Here is a 26,065-nt window from a genome sequence, read left to right on the forward strand (position 1 = left end):
CAGGCTCGAGGGCTTTGGGCAGGGACGTGAGGCGAAACAAGCAAAGCCTGAGACGGCGGGAGGACGAGTAAAATGTTGCGCAGGTTTATAAACACCGCAGGGGTGTGCGGTGTGGGGATTGCTTTCTCATCGCTGTTTTGCGGTGGAGTATATGCGGCCGATTTTTCGACGAAAGCTGCACCTGTTCCGTATGGTACGGCTGACGATTTCTGGACGCGGCCGTATCTGTTCGGCGATCTCGGCAGGACCAAGCTAAAGGAACAGGGCATCGAGCTGGGCCTGACGCTCGGCAACGAATCCGTCGGCAACCTCTCGGGTGGAAGCAGGAACACCGCAGCCAACGCCGGTCAGTTGTGGTTCGGCGCGAAGCTGGATATGGGAAAACTCGCCGGCATCCCCGGCGGCACCGTCGGTCTCACGCTGGTCGACCGCTTCGGCAAGAACCTGAATACCGAAGCGGACATTCCCGCCTTGCAGCTGACCAACGAAGTGTTCGGCCGCGGCAATATTCTGCGCCTGACGCAGCTCTATTACTCGCAGAAGCTTTTCGATGACCGCCTTGAACTCAAGGGCGGCCGTCTTCCGGTCGGCTCCGACTTCTTCTTCGGGCTGTGCGAGTTCATCAACCTGACCTTCTGCGGCGGTCAGCCCGGCAACATCCAGGGTGGCTACATCTACAATTGGCCGGTGAGCCAGTGGGCCGGTGTCGTGCATTACAAGATCGCGCCGGAATTCACGGTGTCGGTCGGTGTCTACGATGCCAATCCGGGTTACCTGACGACGTCAGACCCGGGCGTCTACTTCCTGCCCGGCATTCCCGCCTCGAATCGCGCCAGTGGCGTGATGGTGCCGGTGGAGTTGGTCTGGGCGCCGAAGGGCCCCTTGACCGGGACCTGGAGACTTGGCGGCTGGTACGACAGCGCCTCCTCCATTGATGGCGGTCTTCCGGGTGTTATCAGCACCATCCCGGGCGTCGGTGGCGTCCCGGATCAAAATATTAGTGATCAACGCGGCCGCTTCGGCGTTTACGAGTCGATCCTGCAGCGGTTGACCGTCGAGGGTCCCGGCGCGCAGGGTTGGTATACCTTCCTCAATACCACCGTCGCCGATCATCGGACCTCGTACCAGGATTACCAGATCGCCCTGGGCTTCAGGCATACCGGAACGTTCTCGTGGCGTCCCCAGGACGAAGTCGGCTTCGCGGTGGGAACGACCCACGTGAACACGGCTGCCCTCAGTCCCAACGCCGGCGGCAACGAAGTGCCGCTCGAAGTCTGGTACGGATGGCAGGCGACCGGCTGGCTGAACCTCAAGTTCGACGCCCAGTATGTCATCAATCCCGGTGGGCGCGGCTACAACGCGGTGGGCGTGAAGACCGACAACGCCGTGGTTCTTGGCATGCGCACCGAGGTCCACTTCTGACGGGACGCTCACCCGTCTGATGCGAAAGGTGGGGCATGCCCGTCCCACCGGAGCGCACAACATGTGGCGGCTCCACTCAGCGGAGCCGCCCGGCCGCGACTTCGGTCATTACGACGTTGCTGCGGCCAGGCGCGGGACTTGGTGATCACCTATCCCTCGTACTGGTCCGGTCCCATCGCCCAAAGCGATTGATCGTGGCCGGATGCGTAGTTGCGATTGTTCAGCGCCGGATTGCGATTGACCATCGGCCGCATGAACATCGGATGGGTTGCGCTGCGCACCTCGTGCTCGACCGTGAACAGCGGCTCGCCACTGTCGAGATCGACGATGTCGCAGAAGCGGTACTGATATTGATTGTCCTCGCGCGAGATCAGATCGCGCGCCAGCAGCTTGCGATAAGGGCCGGAGAAATCGGTGATGTACATCTGCACATGGTGGCCGTCATAGTCGCCTTGCGGCCGATCGGTCTCGCGAAACAACAAATGCTGGTCGCGGCCGGTCTTCACGGCGGCAACCGTGCCGTCGCCGTTCCGCAACTCGGATGGCATGCCAATGATCTCGGGGTAGAAGGCACAGATGCGCGGGGCGGATCCCACCGGCACGTCGAACTCGACATAGGGAATGCCGAGCGCGACGCGGCCGAAGCGCGCGGCGTCGGGCTCGTAGCAGCGCAAGCGGTTGCCCCACGGACAAATCGCCTCGACATGGTCGTTATGCTCGGTGAAGGCGAACGCGGTGCCCTCGAGCTTCTTCGCGACCGACGCCAATCGCGCCAGCAGCGCCTCGCGGCCCGCGATGACCAGCCCGACATGACCGCGCAGCACCTGCGGCCGGCCGCTCGGCAAATGAAACTGACTTCGTCCGGCGTTGATCCACATATTGTTGTCGGACACCATCAGATAGGGATCGCGGGTGAGCCCAAGGCCTGCGACATAGAACAGCGTGGCAAGCCGCTGGTCCGGGACCTGGATGTTGACGTGCTCGAAATGGATCGCGTTGCCGAGATCTTCTTGGGATCGATCGAATTGTTGCGGCATGGACAAGGCTCTGATCGGGGAGGGACAGGTCCATACTAGAGCACAATTTCCGCCAGTCGAAATGATTCGCCCGATCACTCTCGAGGGTGGACATGGTCTCCGTTGCCACCTTGCCGCAAATGCCAATCCCTGTAAGCTGACGAAAAGCACAAAGGAAAAAGATCGATGGGAGGGGTTCTGGACGGCGTCCGGGTTCTCGATTTCGGGCGCTATATCGCGGGGCCCTATTGCGCGACCTTGCTGGCCGAATTCGGCGCCGAGGTCATTCGCGTGGAGAAGCGCGACGGCAGCGAGGATCGCTTCGTGGCGCCGGTCGGCGAAAACGGCGAAGGTGCGCTGTTCCTTCAGGTCAACCGCAACAAGAAGTGCCTCACGCTCGATCCGATGAAGCCGGAAGGGCAGGAGGTGATGCGCCGCCTGATTGCGACCGCGGACGTGGTCGTCGCCAATCTGCCGCCGCAGACCTTGCGCGCGATGAAGCTCGACTACGACTCGCTGAAGGCGATCAAGCCGGACATCATCCTGACGACCGCCACCGCGTTCGGCGGGCCGGGGCCATGGTCCGACCGCGTCGGCTTCGACGGCGTCGGCCAGGTGATGTCGGGCTCGGTGTACATGACGGGCGCCGGCGATCCGCCCTACCGGGCCGCGGTCAACTGGGTTGATTTCGGGACCGCGCTGCATTGCGCGTTCGGCACGCTCGCCGCGCTGATCGAGCGCGGCAAATCCGGGCGAGGGCAGATCGTCGAGGGCGCATTGCTGGCAACCGCCTTGTCCTTCACCAACGCGACGCTGATCGAGCAGGCCGTCATCAACGTCAATCGGGTGCCGACAGGCAATCTCGGCCAGACCGCGGCGCCCGCCGACATCTACCGCACCAGGGACGGCTGGGTCCTGTGCCAGGTCACGGGGCATCCGCTGTTCAAGCGCTGGGCGAAACTGATGGGCGAGGAGGAGGTCTGGCTGAACGATCCGCGCTTTGCCGACGACATCAGCCGCGGCAACAACGGCCCTGTCATCAGCGAGCGGATGGCGCGCTGGTGCGCCGAGCGCACCACGCAGGAAGCCGTCGACACCCTGGGCAAGGCCATGATTCCGACCGGCCCCGTGCTGAGCCCGCAACAAGCGCTGGATCATCCGCACGTCCGCGCCGCCGGATTCATGCAGGACGTCGACTATCCAGGTCTGCCGAAGCCCGCACCGGTGGCGCGGGCCGCCGTCCGCCTGTCGGAAACGCCCGGCAAAATCGCGACGCGCCCGCCCACGCTCGGCGAGCATACCGATGTTATCCTGACCGAGCTCGGCTACGACAAGGCCGCGATCGCGGCGCTCCGGCAAGGCGGCATCGTTTAGCGGTGAACAATGGCACCTGCATGGCGGCTTGCCGTTGTGATCGCCGCGCTTTGCCGCAAGTTGAGCAATTGCTTCAACGCCCGGGCATCGGCGGGCGCCGCGCTCTTCTGGTCGTTGTCGAAATAGACGTAGACGTCGCAACCCTGTCGCTTCCAGGACTTGATGCGCCGCGCCCATTGCGCGAGCGTGGGTTTCGTATAGTGCCCGTGATAGCGCCCGCTTGGTCCGTGTCCGCGCACATAGACGAAATCCGCCGTGCGCTTCCACGGCGCGGGTGCGTCGTGATGGTCGGACAGGCACAGCGAGATGTTCTCGTCGGCCAGCATCCGCAAGATGCGCGGCTGATACCAGCTGGGATGACGGAATTCGAAACTGTAACGCCGCTTCCGCGACAACAGCTTGAAGAAGCCGGCGAGGCGGTCCGCGTCGGCTTCGAATTGCGGCGGCAGCTGGAACAGGATCGGGCCGGCCTTGCCGCCGAGCCGTGAGATGCGATCCTCGAGCAGCTCGAGGCTGTTCACCGAGCGATCCGACAGGCGCTTCCAATGCGTGATGAATTTCGAGGCCTTCCAGGCGAAGACGAAATCGCGGCCGGTCTGCTCTCGCCATCCCTTGACGGCCTCGGGCGTCGGGGTGCGGTAGAACACTCCGTTCAGCTCGGTGGTGTCGAACTGCCCGGCGTAATAGCTCAGCTGCTGCTTCAGCGTCACGCCCTCGGGAAAGAACGGGCCTCGCCAGGAGGCGTAATGCCAGCCGGAAGTTCCGATCAGAACGCGCGCCATGTTTGCAGTGTCCATCCGTTGCATTTGCCGGATGGGAACGTCCGTGCGGCCGATACGTTGCTCGTGAGCTTGATCAACGCAGGACCGGAACCGATGTACGCGCTGTTCGAAGGCAACAAGCAGATCGGCGACCCCTTTCCCTCCGAGAAGGAGGTGTGGGAAGCCGCCTTGATCGAGGGGCTGGTGACCGACGTGCCGGTCGCGGACGAGGAGGGCGGCAGGCTTCTGCCTGCCGGCTATCACGTCGCGCAGGTCGAGGAGACGTTCGAGCCGAAGCCGGGCTGGAAGCTGCCGCGCGAGATCTCCTGAGCGGGCCTAGTTCGAGGCCAGCGCCGCCTTGGCGACTTCTGCCATCCAGCCTGATGCCACCGGCAGGATCGCGTCGTTGAAATCATAGCGCGGGCCGTGCAGTTCGGCGCCGTCCCGCAATTCTCCGTTGCCGATCCAGACGAAGGCGCCGGGGCGCCGCGAGAGAAAGTGGGCGAAATCCTCGCCGGCCATGCTGGGCGCGAGATCGCGCCGCAGCTCGGCCTGCACCTTGTCCGCGGCGAGGCGCGCGAGATCCGCCTCGGCCGGCGTGTTGATCACGACGCCGACGCCAATGACGATCTCGGGGGTCACCTTGAGGCCGAAGCTCGTGGCGATCCCGGCGCAGATCTGTTCGATCCGCGCCACGACCGTGTCCTTCACCGCATCGCGATGGTAACGCAGCGTGCCGCCGATCGAAACGCGTCCGGCGATCTGGTTGCGTGCCGTGCCGCCTTCGAGCGTGCAGAGCGAGAGCACGGCGGTGTCGAGCGGATCGACGCTGCGCGACACGATCGATTGCAGCGCCACGATCAAATGGCCGGCCGTCATCACCGGATCGCGGGTCAGATGCGGCATGCCGGCGTGTCCGGCATGGCCGTCGATGGTGATGCTGACACGCCCGCCGGAGGCCATGACGACGCCGTCATGGACTGCGATGGTGCCGGCGGCAAGGCCCGGCCAGTTGTGAAATCCGAACACCCGCTGCATTGGAAAGTGCTCGAACAGCCCGGCCGCGACCATCGCGCGCGAGCCGCCATAACCTTCCTCGGCCGGCTGGAAGATGAAATCGACCGTCCCGCTCCAGCTGGTGTCGGCGGCGAGCAGCGCGGCGGCGCCGAGCAGCGAAGCGGTATGCCCGTCATGGCCGCAGGCATGCATCACACCGGGATTTTGCGAAGCGTAGGCGAGCCCCGTATCTTCGGTGATCGGCAGCGCATCCATGTCGGCGCGCAGGCCGACGCGGCCCTGGGCGTGCCCGCGCGTCAGGGTCGCGACGATGCCGTGGCCGCCGATGCCAGACATGAAGGGAATGCCGAGTTCGGTGAGCTTGTCCTGCACGAAGGCGGCGGTGGCTTTCTCCTGGAGGGACAGTTCGGGATGCGCATGCAAATGCTGGCGCCACGCGGTCAGTTTCTGGTGCAGCTCGGGTGTCAAGGCGGGAATCTCACAGCTTGTGTGTCGGCCTCAACACCATAGCCGAATAACCGCAGCTTGCATCAGGCGTCAGCGAATGCCTCGCGTGCAGCAACGCGTCCCGCCTACGCCGACAGCTTCGCCAACCCGTCCCAATCGAAGCTGATGCCGTGGCCGATACGGTCCGGCGCGAGCGCAGACCCGTCCTGCAGCACCAGCGGATGCTCGATATATTTGTCGAGCCCAAAACCGTGCGCCTCCAGATACGACCGGTTCGGGCAGGCCGCGAGCAGGTGCACGGTGATGTCGTGCGCGCCATGGCTGGTGACGGGCAGGTTGAACGCCTCCGCCAGCCGCGCGATCTTCATGAAGGCGGAGACGCCGCCGCAATTGGTGACGTCAGGCTCGGGATAGGACACCGCGCCCGCGACGATGTAGTTCTTGAACTCCCATAGCGAACGCAAATTCTCGCCCGCCGCGATCGGCACGCCACCGGCCTGCATGATGCGGACATGGCCCGCGACGTCGTCGGGAATGATCGGCTCCTCGAGCCAAGTGAGATCGTAGGGTTGGAACGCCCGGGCGGCGCGGATCGCTTCCTCGACCGTCCATTTCATGTTGGCATCCACCATCAGCGGAAAGCCGTCGCCGAGATGCTGTCGCATCGCGGAGACCTTCGCTATGTCGGTTTTGAGATCGGGCCGGCCGACCTTCATCTTGATGGCGCGAAAGCCTTTGGCGAGATTGCCGTCGGTCTGCTCCAGCAGCGCCTCGACCGAGAGATCGAGGTCGATGCCGCCGGCATAGCAGGGCACGCGCGCATCGAACCCGCCGAGCAATCGATACAGCGGCAATTTCGCGCGCCGCGCCTTCAAATCCCACAGCGCGATGTCGAGTGCCGAAAGCGCCAGCACCGCCGGCCCGCCGCGGCCGCCGTAATGCAGCGCCCACCAGACCTGATGCCAGATCGCCTCGGTGTCATCGGCCTCGCGGCCCTCGACCAGCGGCGGGATTTCGCGCTTGAGGATGTCGGCGACGGCGCCGCCATTGCGCCCGACTGTGTAGGTGTAGCCGACGCCTTCGGCGCCATCGGCATCGTGGATGCGGCAGGTGATCAGCTCGAACGCCGCCATGTCGCCATGGGTCGAGTCGGAGAGCATAACGGGGAGGGGGATCCGGTAGAATCCGGTCTCGATGTTTGAAATGCGTGCCATGCGGCCTCCCTGCGTTTTCTTTGCAGGCTAGGCCGGCGCGCACCGTCCGGCAAGCGCGCGCCGTGCAAGGCAGCTCACCGCATCGTTGCGAGCTGCACGGCCAGCGCGCAGGCGCGATCGTATTCGTCCAGATTGATCCACTCGTCGACCGTGTGCACCTCATTCTGGCCGGCGCCGAAGGTCACGGTCGGAACACCGTGGCGGACCATCCAGTTGGCATCGAGGCCGCCATTGGCGGTGCGCACGTTCGGCGTGCCGCCGACGGCGGACACGGCCTCCACTGCGCGTTTGACGACGGGAAGGTTGTCCTTCATGCGGAACGGGAAGTAATCGGTCTCGGCCTTGAACTTGACCTTGCCGGACTTGCCTTGCGCGTTGGTGACCTTCTTGGCCGCCTTCTCGAACGCGGCCTTGTAGGCTTTCGTGATCTCCTTGAAGAATTTTCCGTCATGGCTGCGGCTTTCCCCGCGCACATGCACGTAGTCGGTGACGACATTGGTGGCATCGCCCGCAGGCCGCCCTTCGCCGCCGGTGACGGGGCCGACATTGCTGGTGCCTTGCTGCTTGCGCTTGACCACCTTGCCGAACCAGCCGCCGGCCTTCACATCGGCGAGCGCGAGGGCCATGATCATGGTCGAGGAGATGCCGCGCTCCGGCGCGACGCCGGCATGCGAGGCGCGGCCGAAGATTTCCACGGTCCAGCGGTCGGCACCTACGGCGCCGATGACGACGTTGGAGGCCGAGCCGCCGTCATAGTTGAAGGCCATCACCGGCGAGCCGAGTTCGTCGAGCTTGACGTGGCGCGCGCCGTAGAGCCCGCTCTCCTCGCGCACGCAGAACAAAAGCGTGATCGGCGGATGATCGAGCTGCTGCTTTTCGAGCTCGGCGGCCAGCGTCACCAGCACGCCGCAGCCGCACCGGTTGTCGCCGCCGAGCGCGGTCTTGGCGTCATTGACGATCTTGCGACCCGACTTCTTCGGCTTGGCGCCGGCGCATAGCGGCACGGTATCCATGTGGGTCATGAACATGATGCGCGGCTGGTTGTGCAGCGCGCCGCGGCCGGGCAGGTCGACGATGAGATTGCCGGTCTCGGTCGGCACCGGAATGCGGGTATTGGCGTCGTCGAGCCGGATCGCCTTCGCCGGCACGCCGCTCTCCTTCAGCGCGGCCGTGAGCTCACGCCCGATCGCGGCCTCCTGTCCGGTGACGCCCTCGACGGCGAGAAAGCGCATGAGGCGGTCGGTCGCGGCTTTGGTGTCGACAGGCATGAGATATCCCCTTGATGCAGGACTCTACTCTATCGCCGGTCTTGGCGAGGTGTAGACCAAAAAGATCAGCGCGCCGATGCCAAGCATGGCAGCCATGAACAGCAGCACCGCCGGCAGCCCCGCGAACGCCGCCACCGCACCGGTGATCGACTGCATCAGCGCCGCGCCGAGGAAGAAGGCGAGATTGATCGCCGCGAGTGCCTTGCCTGCCACTTGCGCGTCGACCAGCTGCCGCGACATGCCGAACAGCAGCGGCTGCGCCGAGGTCGCCAAGCCGATGAGCACGAACAGCACCAGGTCGTATTGCGGCGGCATCACGGGCACGCCGAACAACACGGAGACCGCGTAGTGCGGCGCCCCTAGCGCCATCAGCGCCAGCAGCAATGCGCCGACCAGGTGCGTTCCCGCCACCAGCGCGCGGCGGCGGCCGATCCTGCGGTCGATCATGCCGACGAGAAGCGGACCGGCAATCATCGCCAGCGTGAACGCGCCGAGCTGGTTGCCGGCATCGACCCGCGACAATCCCTTGACCTGCATCAGCCACGGCCCGCCCCACAGGCCGCGCAGCACCAGGGAGGTCGCGAGCGACACCAGCGCCAGCGCGATCAGGCCGCGCAAGGGCCGCGACAGCCCCAGCCTGAGCACTTCGAGCATCTGCGACAGCGGCGAGGATTCGTCCTTGTGCTCGGCGGGCTGGCTCGGCACCAGCAGGAACACCGCGAGCGCCACGGCGACGCCGCCGAGCGCCGAGATCCAGAACCCGGCGCGCCAGCCGTAAGTGTCGACCACGAAGGCGAGCGGGCTCGACGACAACAGCATGCCGATATTGCCGATCGAGAGGATCGCGCCCGACCACAGCCCGAAGCGCGCGGCCGACAATTGCTTGGCCGCCAACGTCATCGGGCACATCAGCATGCCGGAGGTGGCAACGCCCAGCAGAACCTGACCGACGGCGAAGCTTTCGGGTCCCGTCGCAAAGCCCGACGCGATGGCGCCGACCACGGTTCCCGCGAGCAGGCTCAGCGACACCGGCCGCACGCCAAAGCGGTCCATCGCCGCACCGACCGGGATCTGCGCAGCCGCAAACGCGAACGGGTAGACCGAGGTGAGGCTCGCCAGCGCCTGGGGTTCGATGCCGAAATCCGCCGCCATCAGGTCGAGGCTGACGGCGGGAATGGTACGAAGCAAGGTCGAGAGCATGTGCCCGCAGGCCAGCGCAAGCAGCGCAAAGATCAGCGCGCGGGTGGCTCCCGCGTCGTGGGTGGCGGCGGTGGTCATGGGCGTTGCGTCCCGAGAAGGTTTCGGGTGGGGTTACATGATTGGCGGGTGCATGCCAACATCGGGACCGCCATGGCCGCGATGTCATGGACGCACAAGGGAATGGACGCGCAGCGGACTGGACGCGCAAGGCAAGTAGCATCATGTATCTCGGCATCGATCTCGGCACCTCCGCCGTTAAAATCGTTCTGGTCGACGACGCGCAGCGCGTGGTGGCGAGCCGCAGCCGGTCGCTTACGGTCTCCTCGCCGCGTCCCGGCCATTGCGAGCAGGAGCCGGCACAGTGGATCGAGGCGACTTTCGCGACGCTGGACGCGCTGAAGGCGGACCAGGCGCGCGAGCTGGCCGAGGTCGAGGGCATCGGCCTGTCCGGCCAGATGCACGGCGCGACGCTGCTCGACGCCAGTCACACGCCGTTGCGGCCCTGCATTCTCTGGAATGACGGACGGTCCTTTGCGGAATGCACCGAGCTGGAGGGACGCTGGCCCGCCTTGCGGACGACGACGGGCAACAAGGCGATGCCGGGATTCACCGCGCCAAAATTGCTGTGGGTCGCCAGGCACGAACCGGAGATCTTCGCGGCGACAAAACTCGTGCTGCAACCCAAGGCCTATCTGCGCCTGGTGCTGACGGGCGAGGCGATCGAGGATGTTTCGGACGCCTCGGGTTCGCTGTGGCTCGATGTTGTCAGCCGCGATTGGTCGGACGAGGGGCTCGCCGCGACCGCGCTGTCGCGCCGGCAGATGCCGCGCCTGGTCGAGGGCTGCGCGCCGGCGGCACGGCTGCGGAGCGAGTTGGCGCAGCGCTGGGGCATGACCGGGCGGCCGATGATCGCCGGCGGGGCCGGCGACAATCCGGCGGGAGCCGTCGGCATCGGCGCCGTCAATCCCGGCGCAGCCTTCATTTCGCTCGGAACCTCCGGCGCATTGCTGGTGCCGACCAAGACGATCGCGGCCGACCCGGAGCGGGTCGTGCACACCTTCTGTCACGCCGTCCCCGACCGATGGATTCAGGCCGGCGCGATCCTCTCGGCGGCTTCGTGCCTGGCCTGGATCGCGCGGCTGTTGGGGACTTCCGAGGCCGACCTGTTGGCGCCGCTCGGGTTGCGCCCGAGGGCGCCGTCGCCGGTCAGCTTCCTGCCGTACCTCTCCGGCGAACGCACCCCGCACGATGACCCGGATGTGCGCGGCATGCTCGATGGGCTCAGTCACGCCACCGATCGTGACGCGATCGTGCAAGCCGTACTCGAAGGCGTCGCCTTCGCGCTTGCGGACTGCCGGGACGTGCTTGCCGAGACAGGACTGGCGATCGCGGAGGCCGATGTCATCGGCGGCGGTTCGCGGTCGCGGTTCTGGTTGTCGGTGCTGGCCAATGTCCTCAACATCCCCATGCATCGCTTTGCCGACGGCGAGACGGGCGCGGCATTCGGTGCGGCGCGGCTCGGCCGCCTCGCCGTCACCGGTGAGGCGATCGACGCCGTCTGCACCGCGCCACGGCGCGTCGAGACGTTCGAGCCCGACGGCGCGCTTGCGCAGGCCTATGCCGAGCGGCTGCCCGAATGGCGCCGCCTGTACCGTCCGCGGCGCTGATCGCGATACGCGATGATGTGGCGAAGAAAAGGCATCACGCGCGAGATCGGTTCCGTCTGCAAAAGATAAAAGCAGCGTCGGACCGTTGGTCGGCGTGCGGGAGGTATTGCCCTGCGCCACAACCTTTTGTTTAATGCTCGCACCCGCGCCGGGGACCAACGAGACGCGGGTGAGATTGCGATGCCGCCGTCGGCGCATCGGGGAGGTGTGATGAGCGAGCCCATCCTCGAGATGCGCCGGGTCTCTAAATCGTTCTTCAGCATCAAGGCGCTGCGCGACGTCGACCTCACCGTCTACGCCGGCGAGATCCACGCCTTGATGGGCGAGAACGGCGCCGGCAAATCCACCCTGATGAAGATCCTGTCGGGTGCCTACCGGCCGGACCCGGGCAGCGAAATCCGCATCGACGGCCAGCCCGTGCAGATCAGCGGCCCGCTCGGCGGCCGCGCGGCCGGCATCGCGATCATCTATCAGGAACTCTCGCTCGCCCCCAATCTGAGCGTTGCGGAGAATATCTATCTCGGTCGCGAGGTCTCCCGCGGCGGCTTGCTGGCGCGCGAGGCGATGCAGGCCGGCGTCGGTCCGATCCTGGCGCGGCTCGGCGCGGATTTCACGCCGCAGACGCTGGTCGCCAATCTCTCGATGGGCCAGCGCCAATTGGTCGAGATCGCGCGCGCGCTGCACGCCCGCTCCAGGATCCTGATCATGGACGAGCCGACCACCGCGCTCTCGGCCGGTGAGAGCGAAAGGCTGTTCGCGCTGATCCGCCAGCTGCGCGCCGAAGGTCTCGCCATCATCTACATCTCGCATCGCATGGACGAGGTTTATGCGCTCGGCGATCGCGTCACGGTGCTGCGCGACGGCACGCTGGTCGGTTCGCTCGACAAGGGCGACATCCGCGCCGACACCATCGTCCGGATGATGGTGGGACGCGACGTCTCGTCCTTCTACAAGAAGGAGCATGATCCCAAGAATGAGGCGCGATCGGGAGCTCCCGTGCTCGCGGCCGTCGACATCGCGGACGGCAGGCGCGTCAAGGGATGTTCGCTGACGGTGCATGCGGGCGAGGTGGTCGGCCTTGCCGGCCTGGTCGGCGCCGGCCGCACCGAGCTTGCGCATCTCATCATCGGCGCCGCGCCGATGGTGTCGGGCCATGTCGAGATCGAGGGGCGGGCGGTCTCCATCCGCACGCCGGGGGAGGCGCTGGACGCCGGCATTGCCTATCTCACCGAGGACAGGAAGGCGCTCGGCCTGTTCCTCGACATGTCCTGCCTCGACAACATCAATCTCGCGGTGCTCGGCCGGGATGCGAAATTCGGCGGCATCCTCGACCGCGACAAGGCCCGTGACCGCGCCAAGCGCGCGTTCGCGGGCCTCGGCATCCGTGCTGCGAATGTCGGTGTTCCCGCCGGCGGGCTCTCCGGCGGCAACCAGCAGAAAGTGCTGCTGTCGCGGCTGCTCGCGATCGGCCCGAAGATCCTGATCCTCGACGAGCCGACGCGCGGCGTCGACGTCGGGGCCAAGTCCGAGATCTATTCGATCATCGACAATCTCGCGAAGTCGGGCACCGCGGTTCTCGTCATTTCGTCCGACCTGCCCGAGATCATCGGCATCTGCGACCGCGTCATCGTGATGCGCGCGGGACATATCGCCGGGCAGATCCGGCGCGACGCGACATCGCCGCTCAGTCAGGAGGAGATCATGGCCCTCGCCACCGGAACGGAGCAGCTCGATGCCTGAGAACGGCGCTTCCGCGAAAGCGGCCCCCGTGGCGTCCGGTCTTGCCGCCGCGCAGGAGACGAAGCGGCAGCGGACGCGGATGATCATTCGCGCGGTCGGCATGCTGCCGGTGCTGCTGTTGCTGTGCGTCGGCTTTCACGTGCTGTCGGACGGCCGCTTCTTCACCGGCCAGAACATCGGCATCGTGGTGCAGCAGTCCGCGGTCAATACCGTGCTGGCCGCAGGCATGACCTTCGTCATCCTCACCGGCGGCATCGACCTCTCGGTCGGCTCCATCCTGGCGGCATCGGCGATGGCCGGGCTGATCATCTCCAAATTCCCCGATCTCGGGGTGCTCTGGTTGCCGGCCGCGGTGCTCACCGGTGCGGTCTTCGGCATTCTCAATGGCGGCTTGATCGCGCTGATGCGCCTGCCGCCCTTCATCGTCACGCTGGGATCATTGACCGCCGTGCGCGGCGCGGCGCGCCTGCTCGGCGCCGACACCACCGTGTTCAATCCGTCGATCCCCTATGCCTTCATCGGCAACGGCGCCTTGACCCTCATTCCGGGCGTCCTGTCAATTCCGTGGCTCTGGGTGATCGCGTTGCTGGTCATCCTGGTGTCGTGGCTGGTGCTCAAGCGCACCGTGCTCGGGGTGCACATCTACGCGGTCGGTGGCAACGAGAGCGCCGCGCGACTCGCCGGCATCAAGGTCTGGGCCGTGCTGATCTTCGTCTACGGCGTGTCGGGCCTGCTCGCCGGTCTCGGCGGCGCGATGCAGGCGGCGCGGCTCTATGCCGCCAATGGCCTGCAACTCGGCCAATCCTACGAGCTCGACGCCATCACCGCCGTGATCCTGGGGGGCACCTCCTTTGTCGGCGGCATCGGCTCGATCTGGGGAACGCTGGTCGGCGCGCTGATCATTGCGGTGTTGTCGAACGGCCTGATCCTGATCGGCGTGTCCGACGTCTGGCAATATGTGATCAAGGGTCTGGTGATCATCGGCGCGGTCGCACTGGACCGCTATCGGCTGCAGGGCTCGGCGCGCACTTGAGAGCAAGAAATGCAGCGGGCGCTGCGCCCTCATGTTCATTCCGTCACGGCAACTGGTCGCCGTGCCGGAGCTTCAAACAGACCAGGGAGGAAGCCAATGTTGAAGTCGATCTCGTTTGCCGGCGCCGCGATGGCGCTCGTCCTGAGCTCCGCGCCGTCCGGCGCCAAGGAGCTCAAGTCGATCGGCGTTTCGCTGGGTTCGCTCGGCAATCCGTTCTTCGTCGCGTTGTCGAAGGGCGCCGAGTTCGAGGCCAAGAAGACCAACCCCAACGTGAAGATCACCACCGTCGGCTTCGAATATGATCTCGGCAAGCAGGTCACCCAGATCGACAATTTCATTGCCGCGGGCGTCGACCTGATCCTGCTCAATCCCGGCGATCCCAAGGCGGTCGGCCCGGCGATCAAGAAGGCGCAGGCCGCCGGCATCGTCGTCGTCGCCGTCGACACCGCGGCCGAAGGCGCCGACGCCACGGTGACCACCAACAACGTCCAGGCCGGCGAGATCTCCTGCCAGTACATCGTCGACAAGCTCGGGGGCAAGGGCGACGTCATCATCGAGAACGGCCCGCAAGTTTCCGCGGTGATCGACCGCGTCGTCGGCTGCAAGAACGTGCTCGGCAAGAATCCCGGCATCAAGGTCCTGTCCAACGACCAGGACGGCAAGGGCTCGCGCGAAGGCGGCCTCACGGTGGCGCAGGGCTATCTGACCCGCTTCGCCAAGATCGACGCCATCTTCGCCATCAACGATCCGCAGGCGATCGGCACCGACCTTGCGGCGCGCCAGCAACAGCGCACCGGCATCATCATCACCGCGGTCGACGGCGCACCCGATATCGAGGCAGCGCTCAAGGACCCGCAGGCGACGCAGATCCAGGCCTCCGCCTCGCAGGACCCGTTCTTCATGGCCCGCCGCGCCGTGCAGGTCGGCGTCAACATTCTCAACGGCCAGAAGCCGGCGTCCACCGTCGAGCTGCTGCCGTCGAAACTCGTGACGCGCGACAATGTCGGCGAGTACAAGGGCTGGACCTCGGACCGCTCGCAGTAGCAGGCGGAAGACGGCCGGCGCCGGGTGCGGCGCTGGCCGGCTTGCGTGGCGTGGTGCTAGCTCGGCATGCAGCGTTTGACCGGGGCTGGGTCGACCGCTCTCTCGTTAGGCTCATGATCATGAGGTCGTAGGTTCAAATCCCGTCTCTCATCATAGTCGCAGGCTCGACCAGCCGACGTCCGCTTTTCGACACGAAGCGGGCCCCTGGCTTTCAATGCACCAGTTCAGCTTGTGACCCTCAGCGGACCTAACGAGGCACGCCTTTGCGTAGCCGGCTCTCAGGAACGATGAGAACCTCACGTACTTGATATTGGGAAGTTTGCGGATATTCTGACCGAAATGGTTAACCTCTCCAAGCAGCCGATAAAGATGCGCAAGGCGGACGACCTGCACGACCGGGCCTTGCAAGTCGCGGCAGACACCTACCGGCTAAATTTATTCAATCAGCTTACGGGGCGAACGACCCCCAAGGGACCATCTGTCAGCGATGGTGAACTCACCGAAGCCATACGCCAAAGCTTCACGCAGGTGAGCGATGGACGGTTCCGAGAAATGATCGAACTGTCGACCGACGCTGCCCTCGAAGCCTACGACAGGGTTTCTGCTGCCTTCAAGTTTTCCCGTTCCCGGCGCTCCAACTGATTGCCTCGCTCGCGGTGCCGATAACGAAGCTGGTCGGAAAGCCAGAACCCGAACTAGTCCTAGCAACGCGCCCGCTAACGTCGGCTCTGGGCCCGATGCCGACCTTCGCTCGGAAAGCCGAAATGTCTGCTTCTGGGAGATGAGCCGACCAATGTGAAGTAGCCTGCCAAGGGCAGCTTGTGACCCGAACGAGACATTGGCAGGTGACCTTCACACCTATAGCATGATGCGATGCACATCGATAATGAGATAGTTGATGCTTGGGGTTGGCGGGGGGTACGGCCACGTGCATTTGTCATGCAGAATGAATTTGGCAATGTGATCTTCACTGATGAAGACGGGCAATATTGGCGCATCTGCCCAGAGGAATTGACTTGCGAGGTTGTCGCGATCAACGGAGAGAACTTTGCAAGGCTGCAAGATACGGACGAATTCTTGAAAGATTGGACTATGCGCGAACTCGTTGAACAAGTTCGCACAACGTTGGGGATGCCAGATGCTCAGCGATGCTACTGCCTGAAAATCCCCGCCCCCCTGGGCGGTGCTTACGCGCTCGCCAATATTGGAACTATCGATAGAGCAGAACTGATCTCATTCTCGGGCCACGTTGCGAAACAGATCAATGATCTTCCCGACGGAGCCCAGATCCGGCTAAAGATCACCGATTAAGCTTCAGAGTGTGGTACTCCCTTGTGCGCACTTCTACTGCTCTCCAAACGCCAGCCGTCGCTGAACGAGAAGCGAAAGCGCGTTTCCCATGGCTCCAATAAGTCTGCATTTGGCCCGTTGCTGACCTTCGCTTACAGGCCCGCCATGTCTGCCTTCAGGAGATAAGCCGAGCCGAGGTCAAGCAGGTGCCGAAGTCAGCCTGTGACCCAAGCCAGACATACATTGCTTTTTCAATAGCACGTTGAGCCCTCCTAAATGCTGAGGTGGTAGCTCTGTTGCATGGAATGGATTTTCGCGCTCCTAATTTTATTGTTTCTTTACCGTCGCACGACGCGTGCTGGCGACCGGCTTGCGGAATTGAAGCCAACGGGCATGCTGCGTTCGCCGCTATTCTACGCCCAGACTGCGCTCCTTTGCGCTCTATTGATGCTCATGTTTGCCCCGGCTTATTTGCCGCACGAACAGTGGGCAGTCGTCGTGTATCTCGTGGCCCTAATCACCGTGATCACAGCGCTCCTTTTTGTGCGCCGCGCATTGAAGTGGCGCTACCCCATCTGAGGCGATCACTTCGGCAATTGGCCCATAGCTGACCTGCCCCGCGCAGCCGGTCCATGACCGCTTGCGACCCTTAGCGGACCTCGCGCCGCTTGGCTCAGGTGCGGACATCAAGTTGTCGTCGGACAATTCCAGCGGGTTGCGCAGCGACATCGTGTGTTGGTGGGTCGCGCCGCCGCGTCAATGCGTTACCACGATGAAATCCGTGTCTTTTCCCGTCTCCTGGCTAATTCCGTTGTCGGAAATAATCAACGAAGAGGCCGGCGTCAGGAGTTCAGAAATCTTCTCAACCGTATCCTGGGGCATTTCGATACGATTGAGCGCAGCGTTGGCTTTGTCGGGCAACGGTCCCGGCGCGGTTTGCTCCGTGGGCGCTTCTCGCCGTTTCGTGGCAGCTTCGGGCATACGGGACAATTCCTCTGGGATCGACACGACGCTCCAGCGAATAGCCGTCCCTTCGTTCTGGAATTCCATTGCGGTAAACACGTGCGTTCCCAGCGGCTCCTCCGGATCTTCGATCTTGACCGGGACATCAAACAACGGCGTGAAGCCCTGACGCACGAACAGCTTGCTCAACTTGCGACTGACGAAGATGGAGATCGGGACGATCTTTTTAGGCACGCTTGCAGCGGGAGCCGAGCCCGGCTCCTGGAGACTGGCGGCTTCTGGAGTCTCGGCGTTTGACACCACTGATCCCTGCGTTGCCGCGGCTGCACCGATGCTCTTGGTTGCGACGGTGGCACTCTGGAATTCGGACGAACCGGACGCGGCTTTCGGTTGAAAAAGATGCGGATTGGCTATCTCGACCGGCTGGACATCACCATGCGCAATGATCACGCGCGTGCCGCGCTTCGTGAGATGCCAGAGTCGAACGGCAAAATCATCTTTCAAACGGATGCAGCCGTGTGACGCTGGATGCCCAGGCACGACACCGGCGTGCAACGCTATCCCTGACCAGGTGATGCGTTGCATGTAGGGCATGGGGGCGGCGCTATAAATATTTGAACGGTGCCATCGTTGTTTGCTGATGACGCTGAAGACGCCGAGGGGCGTCGGATGCCCTTCCATTCCCGTGGACACCGAAGAGCGTGCAATCAGCGCCCCGTTGTCAAAAAGCGAGACCCGTTGGTCTGCTATCGAGATGATGATCTGGAGCGGGCCCTTCGGAAGGGGCTCGGGCCGAACGCTCTTCGCCGTTTCAGAGTTTGTCTGCCGACGGTGGTGCTTGTCTTTGTACGGAGCGTATTGGCTTCGCCAGAACGTGTGTTGGGGTCCAAACAGAAATTGAGCGTGTGCGATCCCCGCAGGGAGCATGAAAATGGCGAATACAGCGATTGATATCGCACGCTGCATTGCTGGTAATTCCTTAACGAACATCGCCCGGTCCCATAGGCGCGGTTCCATCGTTTCGAGACGATGCGCGAAGCCGAAGCCTGATGCGTCATTCTGACAGCGCACCAAGCCTCTCCTCCAAATCCGGTCGCAGTGGGTCGAAAATTGGACCGAGCTCACAATTAGCGTGGGAGTTGCCGCTGGAGACGGGCGCGATTGCTTGTGATCGACGCGTTGCAATGGGGCAACACGTTTTAGAAAAATCGACGAGTGGCCGTTTGTGCCATTGCGCGACCCACATTGATCCCAAGAATGAGCCTCTTCGCATGCTTGGCTTTTCTACACGGCTCCGGTGGAGCCTATGGGGGCGACGGCATCATGAACCCGCGGCGACTTATGATAGTGGCGCCGACGTTTTGCGGAACGGTCGTTCTCGCGGGGTGGATCGTTGGCTGGCTGGCCGGCTTCGGTCCGGCCGGCTCCGAGAACGCCCGCGCAGTGACAGTCCAGGACCGCGCAGCATCTCTCGCCGCCACCGCGAGGCTCGCGGATGAACCGCAGGCAATCGCAATGGGCAACACCGGACCCGCGGACGCCGCTGTCGCTAGTGCCGAAGTGGCGACGGCCGCTGAGCCCGCGGCGGGGACGGCCACCGACACGACGGCGGCCTCGGATAAATCGGAATCGATCGTCGTGGCCGCGTTGCCCGGTCCGTCGCAAACGCTGTCGGCCGATTTACCGCCTGCGCAGGACTCGGTGGACTTGGGCCACCACGATGTCGCCCAGCCGGCGCCGACCACGTGCGGTGCATCCGGCGGTGCCTCCAGCACGGGGCCGCGGGATTTCCGGTATCTCATTTGTTATGTCTGGTCCGAACTGCCGCCTGCCGAGAAGCCGGCGGCGATCGTCTTGCGTTCGTTCAAGGACATTCCGGTCGGGACGCCGGTGGAAGAGATCAAGCGCGCGTCCGACGCTTTCGGTCTGGATTTCACTTTCATGAAGGCCGTGGCCAAGGTCGAGTCCGGTTTCGACGCCAAGCAGCGCACCGGGTCGTATATCGGGCTGTTCCAGCTGAGCAAATACGAGTTCAGAAAATTCGGCTCCGGAGACATTCTTAATCCCCGCGATAATGCCGTTGCGGCAGCCTACAAGGTCATCACGGAAGGCATTCTATTCCAGTGGGTGACGCACAGGAAGCCGGACTTGAACGATCTCTACCTGATCCATCAACAGGGCTGGGAAGGCGCCGCGGAGCACCTCAGCCAACCCAATCGCATCGCCTGGAAATCGATGTGCGCCACTGGCGAAGGCAGGGAGAAGGGCGAAAAATGGTGCAGGCGCGCGATCTGGGGCAATACGCTTCCGGCCGTCAAAGAGGCGTGGAAATCCGTGGAGAAGCTGACGTCGGAAGCGTTCGTCGGAATGTGGCGCGAGCGGGTTGCTCATTTCCAATCGAAATACATGGGCACCGCGACCGCCGACGCCGAGCGGGCGCAGGCGCCAGTGAATGTCCGTTGAGTGGTTAGCAGGAGTTGCCGCACCCGCGGGCGAGCGGGGCTTCACCGTCGCCGGTCGCGCGGATGCACTTTACATCGTCAACGACGCGCTCGGGTCGTTCTTGCTGCTGGCGAGGCCATCGATCAGGTGCTGATGTCTGCTTGTGGCCCGAAGGCTAAGTGTCCGGCACGCCGGCAGCTAGGGCCATAGCGGGCATCGAGAATACGCGGGCAGATCGACGCGAATGACCCGAAGCGGAGCACCTTGAAAGTGAAGTCAAGTCATGATTCCGGGCATGAAGCATCGGACGCGCGGATGGCCGTCTATGTAATGCCTCCAGACCATTGTACGGCCGAAGCGGTTTGGTTCTGTGACAACGGCACCGTCAGGTACGAGCACCCATTCGCCGTCGATGAGGACGCGGTAACGGCCCCGACTGGACTCCCAATCGGCATCGGACACTATGTATCCGTCGGCATCGGTACAGCACTTTCCAAATTCGCTCTGCAAGCTTTCAAACCAAGACTTCAGCGGAGAATGGTCGTATCGGCCATCGTCGCGTGCAAGGACCGGCGTCAGTAGCAACGCTGAACCCAGCAACGATGCCGCAAGTTTCGCTGGAAACATCTGTTTGCCTCCGCGATATTCGCCCGCCGATCCGCTGGCTTGGTGCGGCTTAGGCTGGCAACCCGGAAACCAAGTCCGTTGCAACTGCCGCTGACGAGTGACGATAGCTACGATCGCTCGACGCTGTGATGGGACAGTTCATTCCCATCCCCACTGACGTGAGTCCGGAAATTCGAGCGAAGGTTCAAATACGACAACGCTTCAACTAAAGGTCAGTGCAGCTGCTTCTTTGGCCTAGCCTGCCCTTAGCCGACCTCCAGGCTGGCGCCGAGCTTGTCGCTCATGACGGCGTAGCCGACCAAAGCCCTTACAGACTTAAGGAAATGACCCACGGTGGAAGTCTGCAGGGCATCTGTTGCGGGTCTCTGCAAGCGTGTTCGTCAACAACGATTGCGATCTACGCTGGTCGCCCGCAACGTCTATTCGGCAACTCGCGACAGCTCCGCAAGGAGCTTCAACGCATCATCCAGCACGGCCTGGTCCAGCGTTCGTTCAGCGACCGCATCACGCGTGAATGCGCCATGCGTTCGCGCATTCTGATTTCCCTTCGGCGCGCCTGTTCTCCGTGCGCCGCCGTGCATGCGGCAGCGGACCTTGCCGTGCACGGCCGGCGCGCGGCAGGTGGTGCCGTTTCGCGTTTCGGCGCCACAGCGCGGGCTCGTCCACATCGCACGCGTGTTGCGAATGTGGTCGCCGCTCATGCATTGCTGCCTTGCCTGGATTCGGCGTGTTCGCACGCGCCGGCCTCACGCGGCGGGACCAGTCCTGCGGCTGTCGCAACGTTCGGCTCTGCGACGATCAGGCTCGCGTGTTGCGTCACGTTGCCCACAATCGCCCTGCCGCCATCCTGCACCGACAAGTTCCGGACCGTGATCGCACGCTCGCCCTTGTTGCGGTGGCGGCTGAGTGCCTCGATCTGGCTTGCGAAGGTGCGGGCCAGCCGGGTCAGCGCGCGTGTGAGGCTCTCCTGCTGCGGAATGTCATCGGTGAGAGCGAGGCGGCAGGCGGAGCGCATCGCTGCCGCGTGAACCGACGCCATCTGCACCGCGAGCATGGCCTCGATCGAGTCCTTCGGCGCGATGCTCTTCACCAGCGAGATCATGAATGCGAGATTGGCTTCATCGGGCTTGCGTCCAGTCATGCTGGCCTTCACCAATTGCTTGAGGAGGCCATGCAGCGCGTCGCGGTCGGCGGCGCCGAGCGCCTCGGCCAGCAGCCGTTCGCCGGCTTGCGGGTCGGCATGGAGGATCGCAATCCCCCGCTTGTAGAGCTTGATCCGCGGGCTTGCGTCGGGGCCGCTGCGATCGTTTGCCGCAACCGGCAGCGTGCTGTGGTGTTTCGCAGATGTCGTCATGTGCTGTGTCCTTTGCTCGCGCGGGCTCATTGCGCGCGAAATCAATCGCTCGCTGCGCGCCTGTGGGATTTTTGAGATGTCGATGAAGGGCTTACGCGCAATCGCCGCGAGCCCCCCGTGGTCGGGCGGCGTGGACGCTGGCGATTGTTGCGATGATGGCATTCTGCCAGTGTTTTGCCCGACGAGTCAAACGGCATTACGAAGCGCGCAATCCTCGTTCGTGCCAATCCGCGTTCGTGCAAGTCCTTGTTCTTGCAGTTGCCGGCTACTGTGCATGGGGTTGTTTTCGCATTTTTTGTTTCGGAGCGGCCCTGACTTGCCGCGCGACGGAATGCCGGCGCGCAAACGTGATTGCGAAATCCGGCGCGCCCGCTCATCATGATGTGCGAATGCGCTGCGTCATGCCAAAGCGGCGCGATGCGTCTGGGGAGAAAACGAATGCAACGAACGCTTCGCCTGCTGGCGATGGTCGCCGGATTGTGCGTGACGACGGAGGCCCTCGCGCAGAAATATCCGGTGCGGCCGGTCAAGATCATGGTCGGCTTCAGCGCGGGCGGCCCGGTCGACGTGGTTGCGCGCATCGTCGCCGATCGGCTGAGCAACAAGCTCGGACAAGCCTTCGTGGTCGAGAATCGCGCCGGCGCCAACGGCATGATCGCGGCTGAAGGCGTCGCTCATGCGGAAGGCGACGGCTACACGATGCTGGCCTGCAACTCCTCCACGATCACGCTCAACAAAACGCTCTTCAAGGACATCCGCTACGATCCGGAAAAGGACTTCGCGCCGCTCACCACCGTCGTGTCGGCGCCGCTCGTGCTAGTGGTCAATCCGGAGAATCCCAAGACGGCCAACATCAACACCGTCGCCGATCTCGTCGCCGCGGCAAAGGCTGCGCCCGGCGCGCTTGCCTACGGCTCGGGCGGCAACGGCAACCTCGCCCATCTCGCCATGGAGTTGCTCAGCCAGAAGGCCGGCGTCAAGATGATCCACGTGCCCTATCGCGGTGGTGCTGCGTCCGAGGTCGGCATCCTCGCGCAGGAGGTCCTGGCGGTGTTCGATCCCTTGTCCGCCGTGCCGCTGGTGAAGGCCGGCAAGCTGCGCGCGCTCGCGGTGTCCTCAGCCGAGCGGCTGCCGGCGCTGCCTGATGTGCCGACCGTCGCGGAAGCCGGCTATCCCGGTTTCGACATCTCGTTCTGGGTCGGCTTCTTCATGCCAAAGGCAACGCCCGCGCCGACCCTAGAGATGCTGCACCGGGAGATCATCGCGGCGGCGGCTGATCCGATGTTGAAAGAGCGGCTGGAGACGCAGGGCGTCGTCAGCGTGCTCAGTCCGGCTGAGTATGCTACGAAGATCGCCAAGGAGACGAAGGAGCTCGCCGAAGTCGTGGCGGCCGCGAACATCAAGGCGGAGTAGGGCGTCTGCTTGGCCTGATGCCGACCACCTGAGCCAGCCGCTCGAGCAGCGGGCGTTGTCCTGCGTTGATCTTCTCGTGCGCTTCTGCGAGCGTGAACCATTCTGCACGGTCGACCTCAGGGAAGGTCTGGCGCTTGCCGCTGCGCGGCGGCCATTCCATCTCGAAAGTGTTGCTGCGAATGCTGCGCACGTCGAGGTCGAACTCGGCCGCGAACGCGGTGACGACCTTTCCGCCGCGCTGCTTGACCTGGCCAAGCGAAGTCAGCGGCACGGACAGCTCAAGTCCAAGCTCCTCGGCAAACTCCCGTCGCGCGGTGGTTTCTGCGTCTTCTTCGTCGGCATACTCGCCCTTCGGGATCGACCAGGCCCCGAGGTCCTTGTTGCGCCAGAACGGCCCGCCGGGATGAACGAGCAGGACCTCGATCTCCCCGCGCTTCCGATAGGCAACGATCCCGGCACTTTTCGATGGCATCGCAGGTTCCGTGCAGGCAGCGCATTCGCCCGGGAAAAAGTGGAACAGACGGTTTTAGCGCAGGTTAATAGCCAACGCTTTAACCGAACAAGGGAGTGACCCATGATCCGCCTGTTGGCAACAACCGCCTTAGGGCTGGTGCTGGCGAACGCCGCCTTTGCGCAATCGCCAAGCAGCAACACCAAGTCCGACCAGACGCCGCAATCCCAGTCCAATTCCACAGCTCCGTCCAACACGTCGCCGTCTGGCGCAGCACAAACGCAGCAGTCGCCATCGCAGCCGCAGCAATCATCAACGCCGGGAGCGTCGACACAGAATACCCAGGCGACCACTCCGTCTTCCGGGTCGGCCAATTCCGGCTCCGGGACCAACGCCACCAACAGCGCGGACACGTCCTCCCGGCCGCCCAGCGGCACCGCAAACTCCAACACGGCCGGCAACCAGCCCGCCTCGCAGCAGAGCGCCAATCCGCCGGCGGCGAACTCGAACCAGACACAGGATCGCTCCAATCCTCCGTCGAACACTACCAATCAGGCGCAGCAGGCGCCTGGTGCATCTGGCACCAACCGGGCCCAGCAATCGCCAAACACGCCGAGCAGCAATCAGGCGCAGGACCAGCGGACCCGTGCCAATTCACAGGCCGCCGCCCGCACTGACGTCAACCTCAACAAGCAGCAGGAGACCAAGATCAGCGCGTCCATCTCCCACCTCAACGTGCGGCCGCTGACCAGCGTCAATTTCTCGCTCAACGTCGGCACGGTCGTGCCGCGCGATGTCCAGCTATCGACGCTGCCGCCCGATGTGGTCGAGATCGTGCCGCAATATCGCGGCTACAGCTTCGCGCTGGTGAAGGATGAGATCGTCGTGGTCGATCCGGCGACATACAAGATCGTGACGGTGCTGCCGTACTCTGGACAATCCACGGCGACAACGACGACGACGCGCGAGCGCAGCGCCAGCAAGTTTTCGGATCGCGACCGCGAAGTGATCCGCAAGCATGCGAAGACCCGCACCGAGGGACGGAGCGAACGACAGACCACCGGCAGCACTGCGCGATCCGAGATTCACGTCGGTGACCGCGTTCCCGAGAGTGTCGAGGTCGAGGAATTCCCGAGCACCGTCTACCGGGACGCGCCCGACCTGCGCGAGTACCGCTACATTCACCGCGATACGCGGACCTATGTCGTCGAGCCCGGCGAACGCCGCATCATCGAGGAGATCGACTAATCCACGGACCATCGGAAGCCGCTCCATCGAGCGGCTTCCGGATTTGCGCATCAGCCTGAAGATCGTTCGCGCGCTGCAAAACGGATGGCGCGGGCCTTCGCGCTCTTTCCTGCCGCGCGCGCGGCGATCATGCTGCGTGCCTTGCCCGGGGTGCTCTTTCGGATCAGGGACGCGAGCCGCTTGCGTGCGCGGCTGGCGGTCAATCGCGCCGCCAGTTGCTCTGCCTTGCGAATGATGGTCGTGACCGAGGGCGTCAGGTTCACCGGAACCCAGGCGACGTCTTTGGTCTTGGACAGGCTGCCGATGCCTTCGCATGGCGCCTCGCGCGGCAGGTCGATCCGGATCGCGAGGGCTTCCGCACGTTCGGTCCAGTCCTCGGCCCTGGTGCCGGTGATGATGCGGACATAGTCGCGTGTCTCACGCGGCAGCTCGCTCTCTTTGGCAAGCCATTTCTGGATCCGGCCGGGACCTGCGTTGTAGGCGGCTGCGGCAAGGCCGAGGTTGCCGAAATCGTCGCGCAGCTTGCGCAGGAATTTGGCCGATGCCGGCAGCGCCTTCATCGCATCGAACGGATCATCCAGCCCGACCTCGGCTGCCGTTTCCGGCATGAACTGTGCGACGCCTTGCGCGCCGGCCTGGCTGACCTCGTTGGACTTGAAGCGGCTCTCCTGCCAGATCAAACGCGCGAAGAACGGCACGGGAATGCCGCTGGCTTCGGCAGCGCCACGAAGCGCGTGGCAGAAGCGCTCCGTCGGCGAAACCGGCGCCTGCGCGACGGGTTCGACCGCTCGCTGCGGCTCGGGTGTCTCCTCATAGGCCGCACGCGCATTGGCGAGCTCGAGGGCCTGCACGCTTGCGAGGAACAACTCGACCACCGGAACAAGTGGCGCGGCCTGAGTGTTTTGAAGAACGGTGTGATCGAAAGCTGATGTTTGGCGGGACGCCGACGGATCGAAGTCGCACATCAGAATCATGAACGCGGCGCAAGCCGCGACGACAAATCGCATTTGCTGGAGCAACCTCGAACTGTGGGTGAACGGCCAGCGGTGCGCCGGCAATAAGGAGTTATTAACC

General features: G+C 64.0%; 25 protein-coding genes. 13 read left to right on the forward strand and 12 right to left on the reverse strand.

Going from position 1 to position 26,065, the window contains the following annotated elements:
- Positions 1 to 72 precede the first annotated feature (72 nt).
- On the forward strand, positions 73 to 1,422 hold the full coding sequence (locus IVB47_RS30145; protein WP_027568734.1) for a carbohydrate porin: 1,350 nt from the start codon (positions 73 to 75) through the stop codon (positions 1,420 to 1,422).
- A gap of 149 nt (positions 1,423 to 1,571) precedes the next feature.
- On the opposite strand, the gene IVB47_RS30150 is transcribed toward IVB47_RS30145, so the two are convergent.
- Positions 1,572 to 2,459 (reverse strand): hypothetical protein, encoded by an 888-nt coding sequence (locus IVB47_RS30150; protein WP_247466903.1) that lies wholly within the window; start codon positions 2,457 to 2,459, stop codon positions 1,572 to 1,574.
- Between the two features lie 165 nt (positions 2,460 to 2,624).
- On the opposite strand from IVB47_RS30150, the gene IVB47_RS30155 reads away from it, so the two are divergent.
- Positions 2,625 to 3,812, forward strand: a complete 1,188-nt coding sequence (locus tag IVB47_RS30155) for a CoA transferase (protein ID WP_027568736.1) — start codon at positions 2,625 to 2,627, stop codon at positions 3,810 to 3,812.
- On the opposite strand, the gene IVB47_RS30160 is transcribed toward IVB47_RS30155, so the two are convergent.
- Positions 3,809 to 4,594, reverse strand: coding sequence for a DUF72 domain-containing protein (locus IVB47_RS30160; protein ID WP_247466905.1), 786 nt, complete (start codon positions 4,592 to 4,594; stop codon positions 3,809 to 3,811). The two genes, IVB47_RS30155 and IVB47_RS30160, sit on opposite strands and share 4 nt — an antisense overlap.
- A 93-nt stretch (positions 4,595 to 4,687) precedes the next feature.
- On the opposite strand from IVB47_RS30160, the gene IVB47_RS30165 reads away from it, so the two are divergent.
- Complete coding sequence (locus IVB47_RS30165; RefSeq protein ID WP_007607539.1) at positions 4,688 to 4,903, forward strand: hypothetical protein; 216 nt, start codon at positions 4,688 to 4,690, stop codon at positions 4,901 to 4,903.
- A 6-nt stretch (positions 4,904 to 4,909) separates the two neighbouring features.
- Here IVB47_RS30165 and IVB47_RS30170 read toward each other — a convergent pair whose 3' ends face one another.
- From IVB47_RS30170 to IVB47_RS30185, 4 genes are all read right to left on the reverse strand, one after another.
- Positions 4,910 to 6,058: an amidohydrolase gene (locus IVB47_RS30170; RefSeq protein ID WP_247466907.1), complete on the reverse strand. Its 1,149-nt coding sequence runs from the start codon at positions 6,056 to 6,058 to the stop codon at positions 4,910 to 4,912.
- A 104-nt stretch (positions 6,059 to 6,162) separates the two neighbouring features.
- The gene (locus IVB47_RS30175) at positions 6,163 to 7,251 is read right to left on the reverse strand and encodes a mandelate racemase/muconate lactonizing enzyme family protein (protein WP_247466910.1); all 1,089 of its coding nucleotides are present in this window, start codon (positions 7,249 to 7,251) and stop codon (positions 6,163 to 6,165) included.
- A gap of 74 nt (positions 7,252 to 7,325) precedes the next feature.
- On the reverse strand, positions 7,326 to 8,519 hold the full coding sequence (locus IVB47_RS30180; RefSeq protein WP_247466913.1) for a M20/M25/M40 family metallo-hydrolase: 1,194 nt from the start codon (positions 8,517 to 8,519) through the stop codon (positions 7,326 to 7,328).
- A 24-nt stretch (positions 8,520 to 8,543) separates the two neighbouring features.
- Positions 8,544 to 9,797 carry an MFS transporter gene (locus IVB47_RS30185; protein ID WP_247466916.1) on the reverse strand — a complete coding sequence of 418 codons (1,254 nt, stop codon included), beginning with the start codon at positions 9,795 to 9,797 and terminating at the stop codon, positions 8,544 to 8,546.
- A 143-nt stretch (positions 9,798 to 9,940) separates the two neighbouring features.
- Between IVB47_RS30185 and xylB the strand changes: the two genes are divergently transcribed.
- The 7 genes from xylB (at position 9,941) to IVB47_RS30220 (ending at position 17,072) form a co-directional block, all read left to right on the forward strand.
- A complete protein-coding gene (xylB, locus tag IVB47_RS30190) occupies positions 9,941 to 11,386 on the forward strand; it encodes a xylulokinase (protein ID WP_247468126.1) in 1,446 nt (481 codons plus the stop codon).
- Positions 11,387 to 11,596: 210 nt separating this feature from the next.
- On the forward strand, positions 11,597 to 13,126 hold the full coding sequence (locus IVB47_RS30195) for a sugar ABC transporter ATP-binding protein (RefSeq protein WP_247466919.1): 1,530 nt from the start codon (positions 11,597 to 11,599) through the stop codon (positions 13,124 to 13,126).
- The gene (locus IVB47_RS30200) at positions 13,119 to 14,159 is read left to right on the forward strand and encodes a ribose ABC transporter permease (protein WP_247466922.1); all 1,041 of its coding nucleotides are present in this window, start codon (positions 13,119 to 13,121) and stop codon (positions 14,157 to 14,159) included. Before IVB47_RS30195 ends, IVB47_RS30200 begins: the two co-directional genes overlap by 8 nt.
- Positions 14,160 to 14,255: 96 nt before the next feature.
- Entirely contained in the window at positions 14,256 to 15,203 is a 948-nt protein-coding gene (locus IVB47_RS30205) for an ABC transporter substrate-binding protein (RefSeq protein WP_247288403.1), read from the forward strand.
- Between the two features lie 339 nt (positions 15,204 to 15,542).
- On the forward strand, positions 15,543 to 15,845 hold the full coding sequence (locus IVB47_RS30210; RefSeq protein ID WP_247399717.1) for a hypothetical protein: 303 nt from the start codon (positions 15,543 to 15,545) through the stop codon (positions 15,843 to 15,845).
- 231 nt (positions 15,846 to 16,076) lie between these two features.
- On the forward strand, positions 16,077 to 16,514 hold the full coding sequence (locus IVB47_RS30215) for a T6SS immunity protein Tdi1 domain-containing protein (RefSeq protein ID WP_247438130.1): 438 nt from the start codon (positions 16,077 to 16,079) through the stop codon (positions 16,512 to 16,514).
- 279 nt (positions 16,515 to 16,793) lie between these two features.
- A complete protein-coding gene (locus IVB47_RS30220; RefSeq protein ID WP_247438128.1) occupies positions 16,794 to 17,072 on the forward strand; it encodes a hypothetical protein in 279 nt (92 codons plus the stop codon).
- Positions 17,073 to 17,249: 177 nt separating this feature from the next.
- On the opposite strand, the gene IVB47_RS30225 is transcribed toward IVB47_RS30220, so the two are convergent.
- A complete protein-coding gene (locus IVB47_RS30225; RefSeq protein ID WP_247466925.1) occupies positions 17,250 to 18,446 on the reverse strand; it encodes a L,D-transpeptidase in 1,197 nt (398 codons plus the stop codon).
- 225 nt (positions 18,447 to 18,671) lie between these two features.
- Here IVB47_RS30225 and IVB47_RS30230 point away from each other — a divergent pair, with 225 nt between their 5' ends.
- Entirely contained in the window at positions 18,672 to 19,919 is a 1,248-nt protein-coding gene (locus tag IVB47_RS30230) for a transglycosylase (protein ID WP_247466928.1), read from the forward strand.
- Positions 19,920 to 20,174: 255 nt separating this feature from the next.
- On the opposite strand, the gene IVB47_RS30235 is transcribed toward IVB47_RS30230, so the two are convergent.
- The 3 genes from IVB47_RS30235 to IVB47_RS30245 all read right to left on the reverse strand — a co-directional run bounded on the left by IVB47_RS30235 (position 20,175) and on the right by IVB47_RS30245 (position 21,879).
- Positions 20,175 to 20,525, reverse strand: a complete 351-nt coding sequence (locus tag IVB47_RS30235; RefSeq protein WP_081747933.1) for a hypothetical protein — start codon at positions 20,523 to 20,525, stop codon at positions 20,175 to 20,177.
- 419 nt (positions 20,526 to 20,944) lie between these two features.
- The gene (locus IVB47_RS30240; protein ID WP_247399711.1) at positions 20,945 to 21,226 is read right to left on the reverse strand and encodes an HGGxSTG domain-containing protein; all 282 of its coding nucleotides are present in this window, start codon (positions 21,224 to 21,226) and stop codon (positions 20,945 to 20,947) included.
- A complete protein-coding gene (locus IVB47_RS30245; protein WP_247466930.1) occupies positions 21,223 to 21,879 on the reverse strand; it encodes a hypothetical protein in 657 nt (218 codons plus the stop codon). Before IVB47_RS30245 ends, IVB47_RS30240 begins: the two co-directional genes overlap by 4 nt.
- A gap of 438 nt (positions 21,880 to 22,317) precedes the next feature.
- Between IVB47_RS30245 and IVB47_RS30250 the strand changes: the two genes are divergently transcribed.
- Positions 22,318 to 23,292, forward strand: coding sequence for a tripartite tricarboxylate transporter substrate binding protein (locus IVB47_RS30250; RefSeq protein ID WP_247466933.1), 975 nt, complete (start codon positions 22,318 to 22,320; stop codon positions 23,290 to 23,292).
- Here the strand turns inward: IVB47_RS30250 and IVB47_RS30255 are convergent.
- Positions 23,279 to 23,764 carry an NUDIX domain-containing protein gene (locus tag IVB47_RS30255; RefSeq protein WP_247466936.1) on the reverse strand — a complete coding sequence of 162 codons (486 nt, stop codon included), beginning with the start codon at positions 23,762 to 23,764 and terminating at the stop codon, positions 23,279 to 23,281. The two genes, IVB47_RS30250 and IVB47_RS30255, sit on opposite strands and share 14 nt — an antisense overlap.
- A gap of 102 nt (positions 23,765 to 23,866) precedes the next feature.
- Between IVB47_RS30255 and IVB47_RS30260 the strand changes: the two genes are divergently transcribed.
- On the forward strand, positions 23,867 to 24,991 hold the full coding sequence (locus IVB47_RS30260) for a DUF1236 domain-containing protein (protein ID WP_247466938.1): 1,125 nt from the start codon (positions 23,867 to 23,869) through the stop codon (positions 24,989 to 24,991).
- A 50-nt stretch (positions 24,992 to 25,041) separates the two neighbouring features.
- Here IVB47_RS30260 and IVB47_RS30265 read toward each other — a convergent pair whose 3' ends face one another.
- Positions 25,042 to 25,998, reverse strand: a complete 957-nt coding sequence (locus IVB47_RS30265) for a lytic transglycosylase domain-containing protein (protein WP_247466942.1) — start codon at positions 25,996 to 25,998, stop codon at positions 25,042 to 25,044.
- Positions 25,999 to 26,065: the final 67 nt, after the last annotated feature.

It is taken from the genome of Bradyrhizobium sp. 62 (assembly GCF_023073035.1).
GTDB lineage: Bacteria > Pseudomonadota > Alphaproteobacteria > Rhizobiales > Xanthobacteraceae > Bradyrhizobium.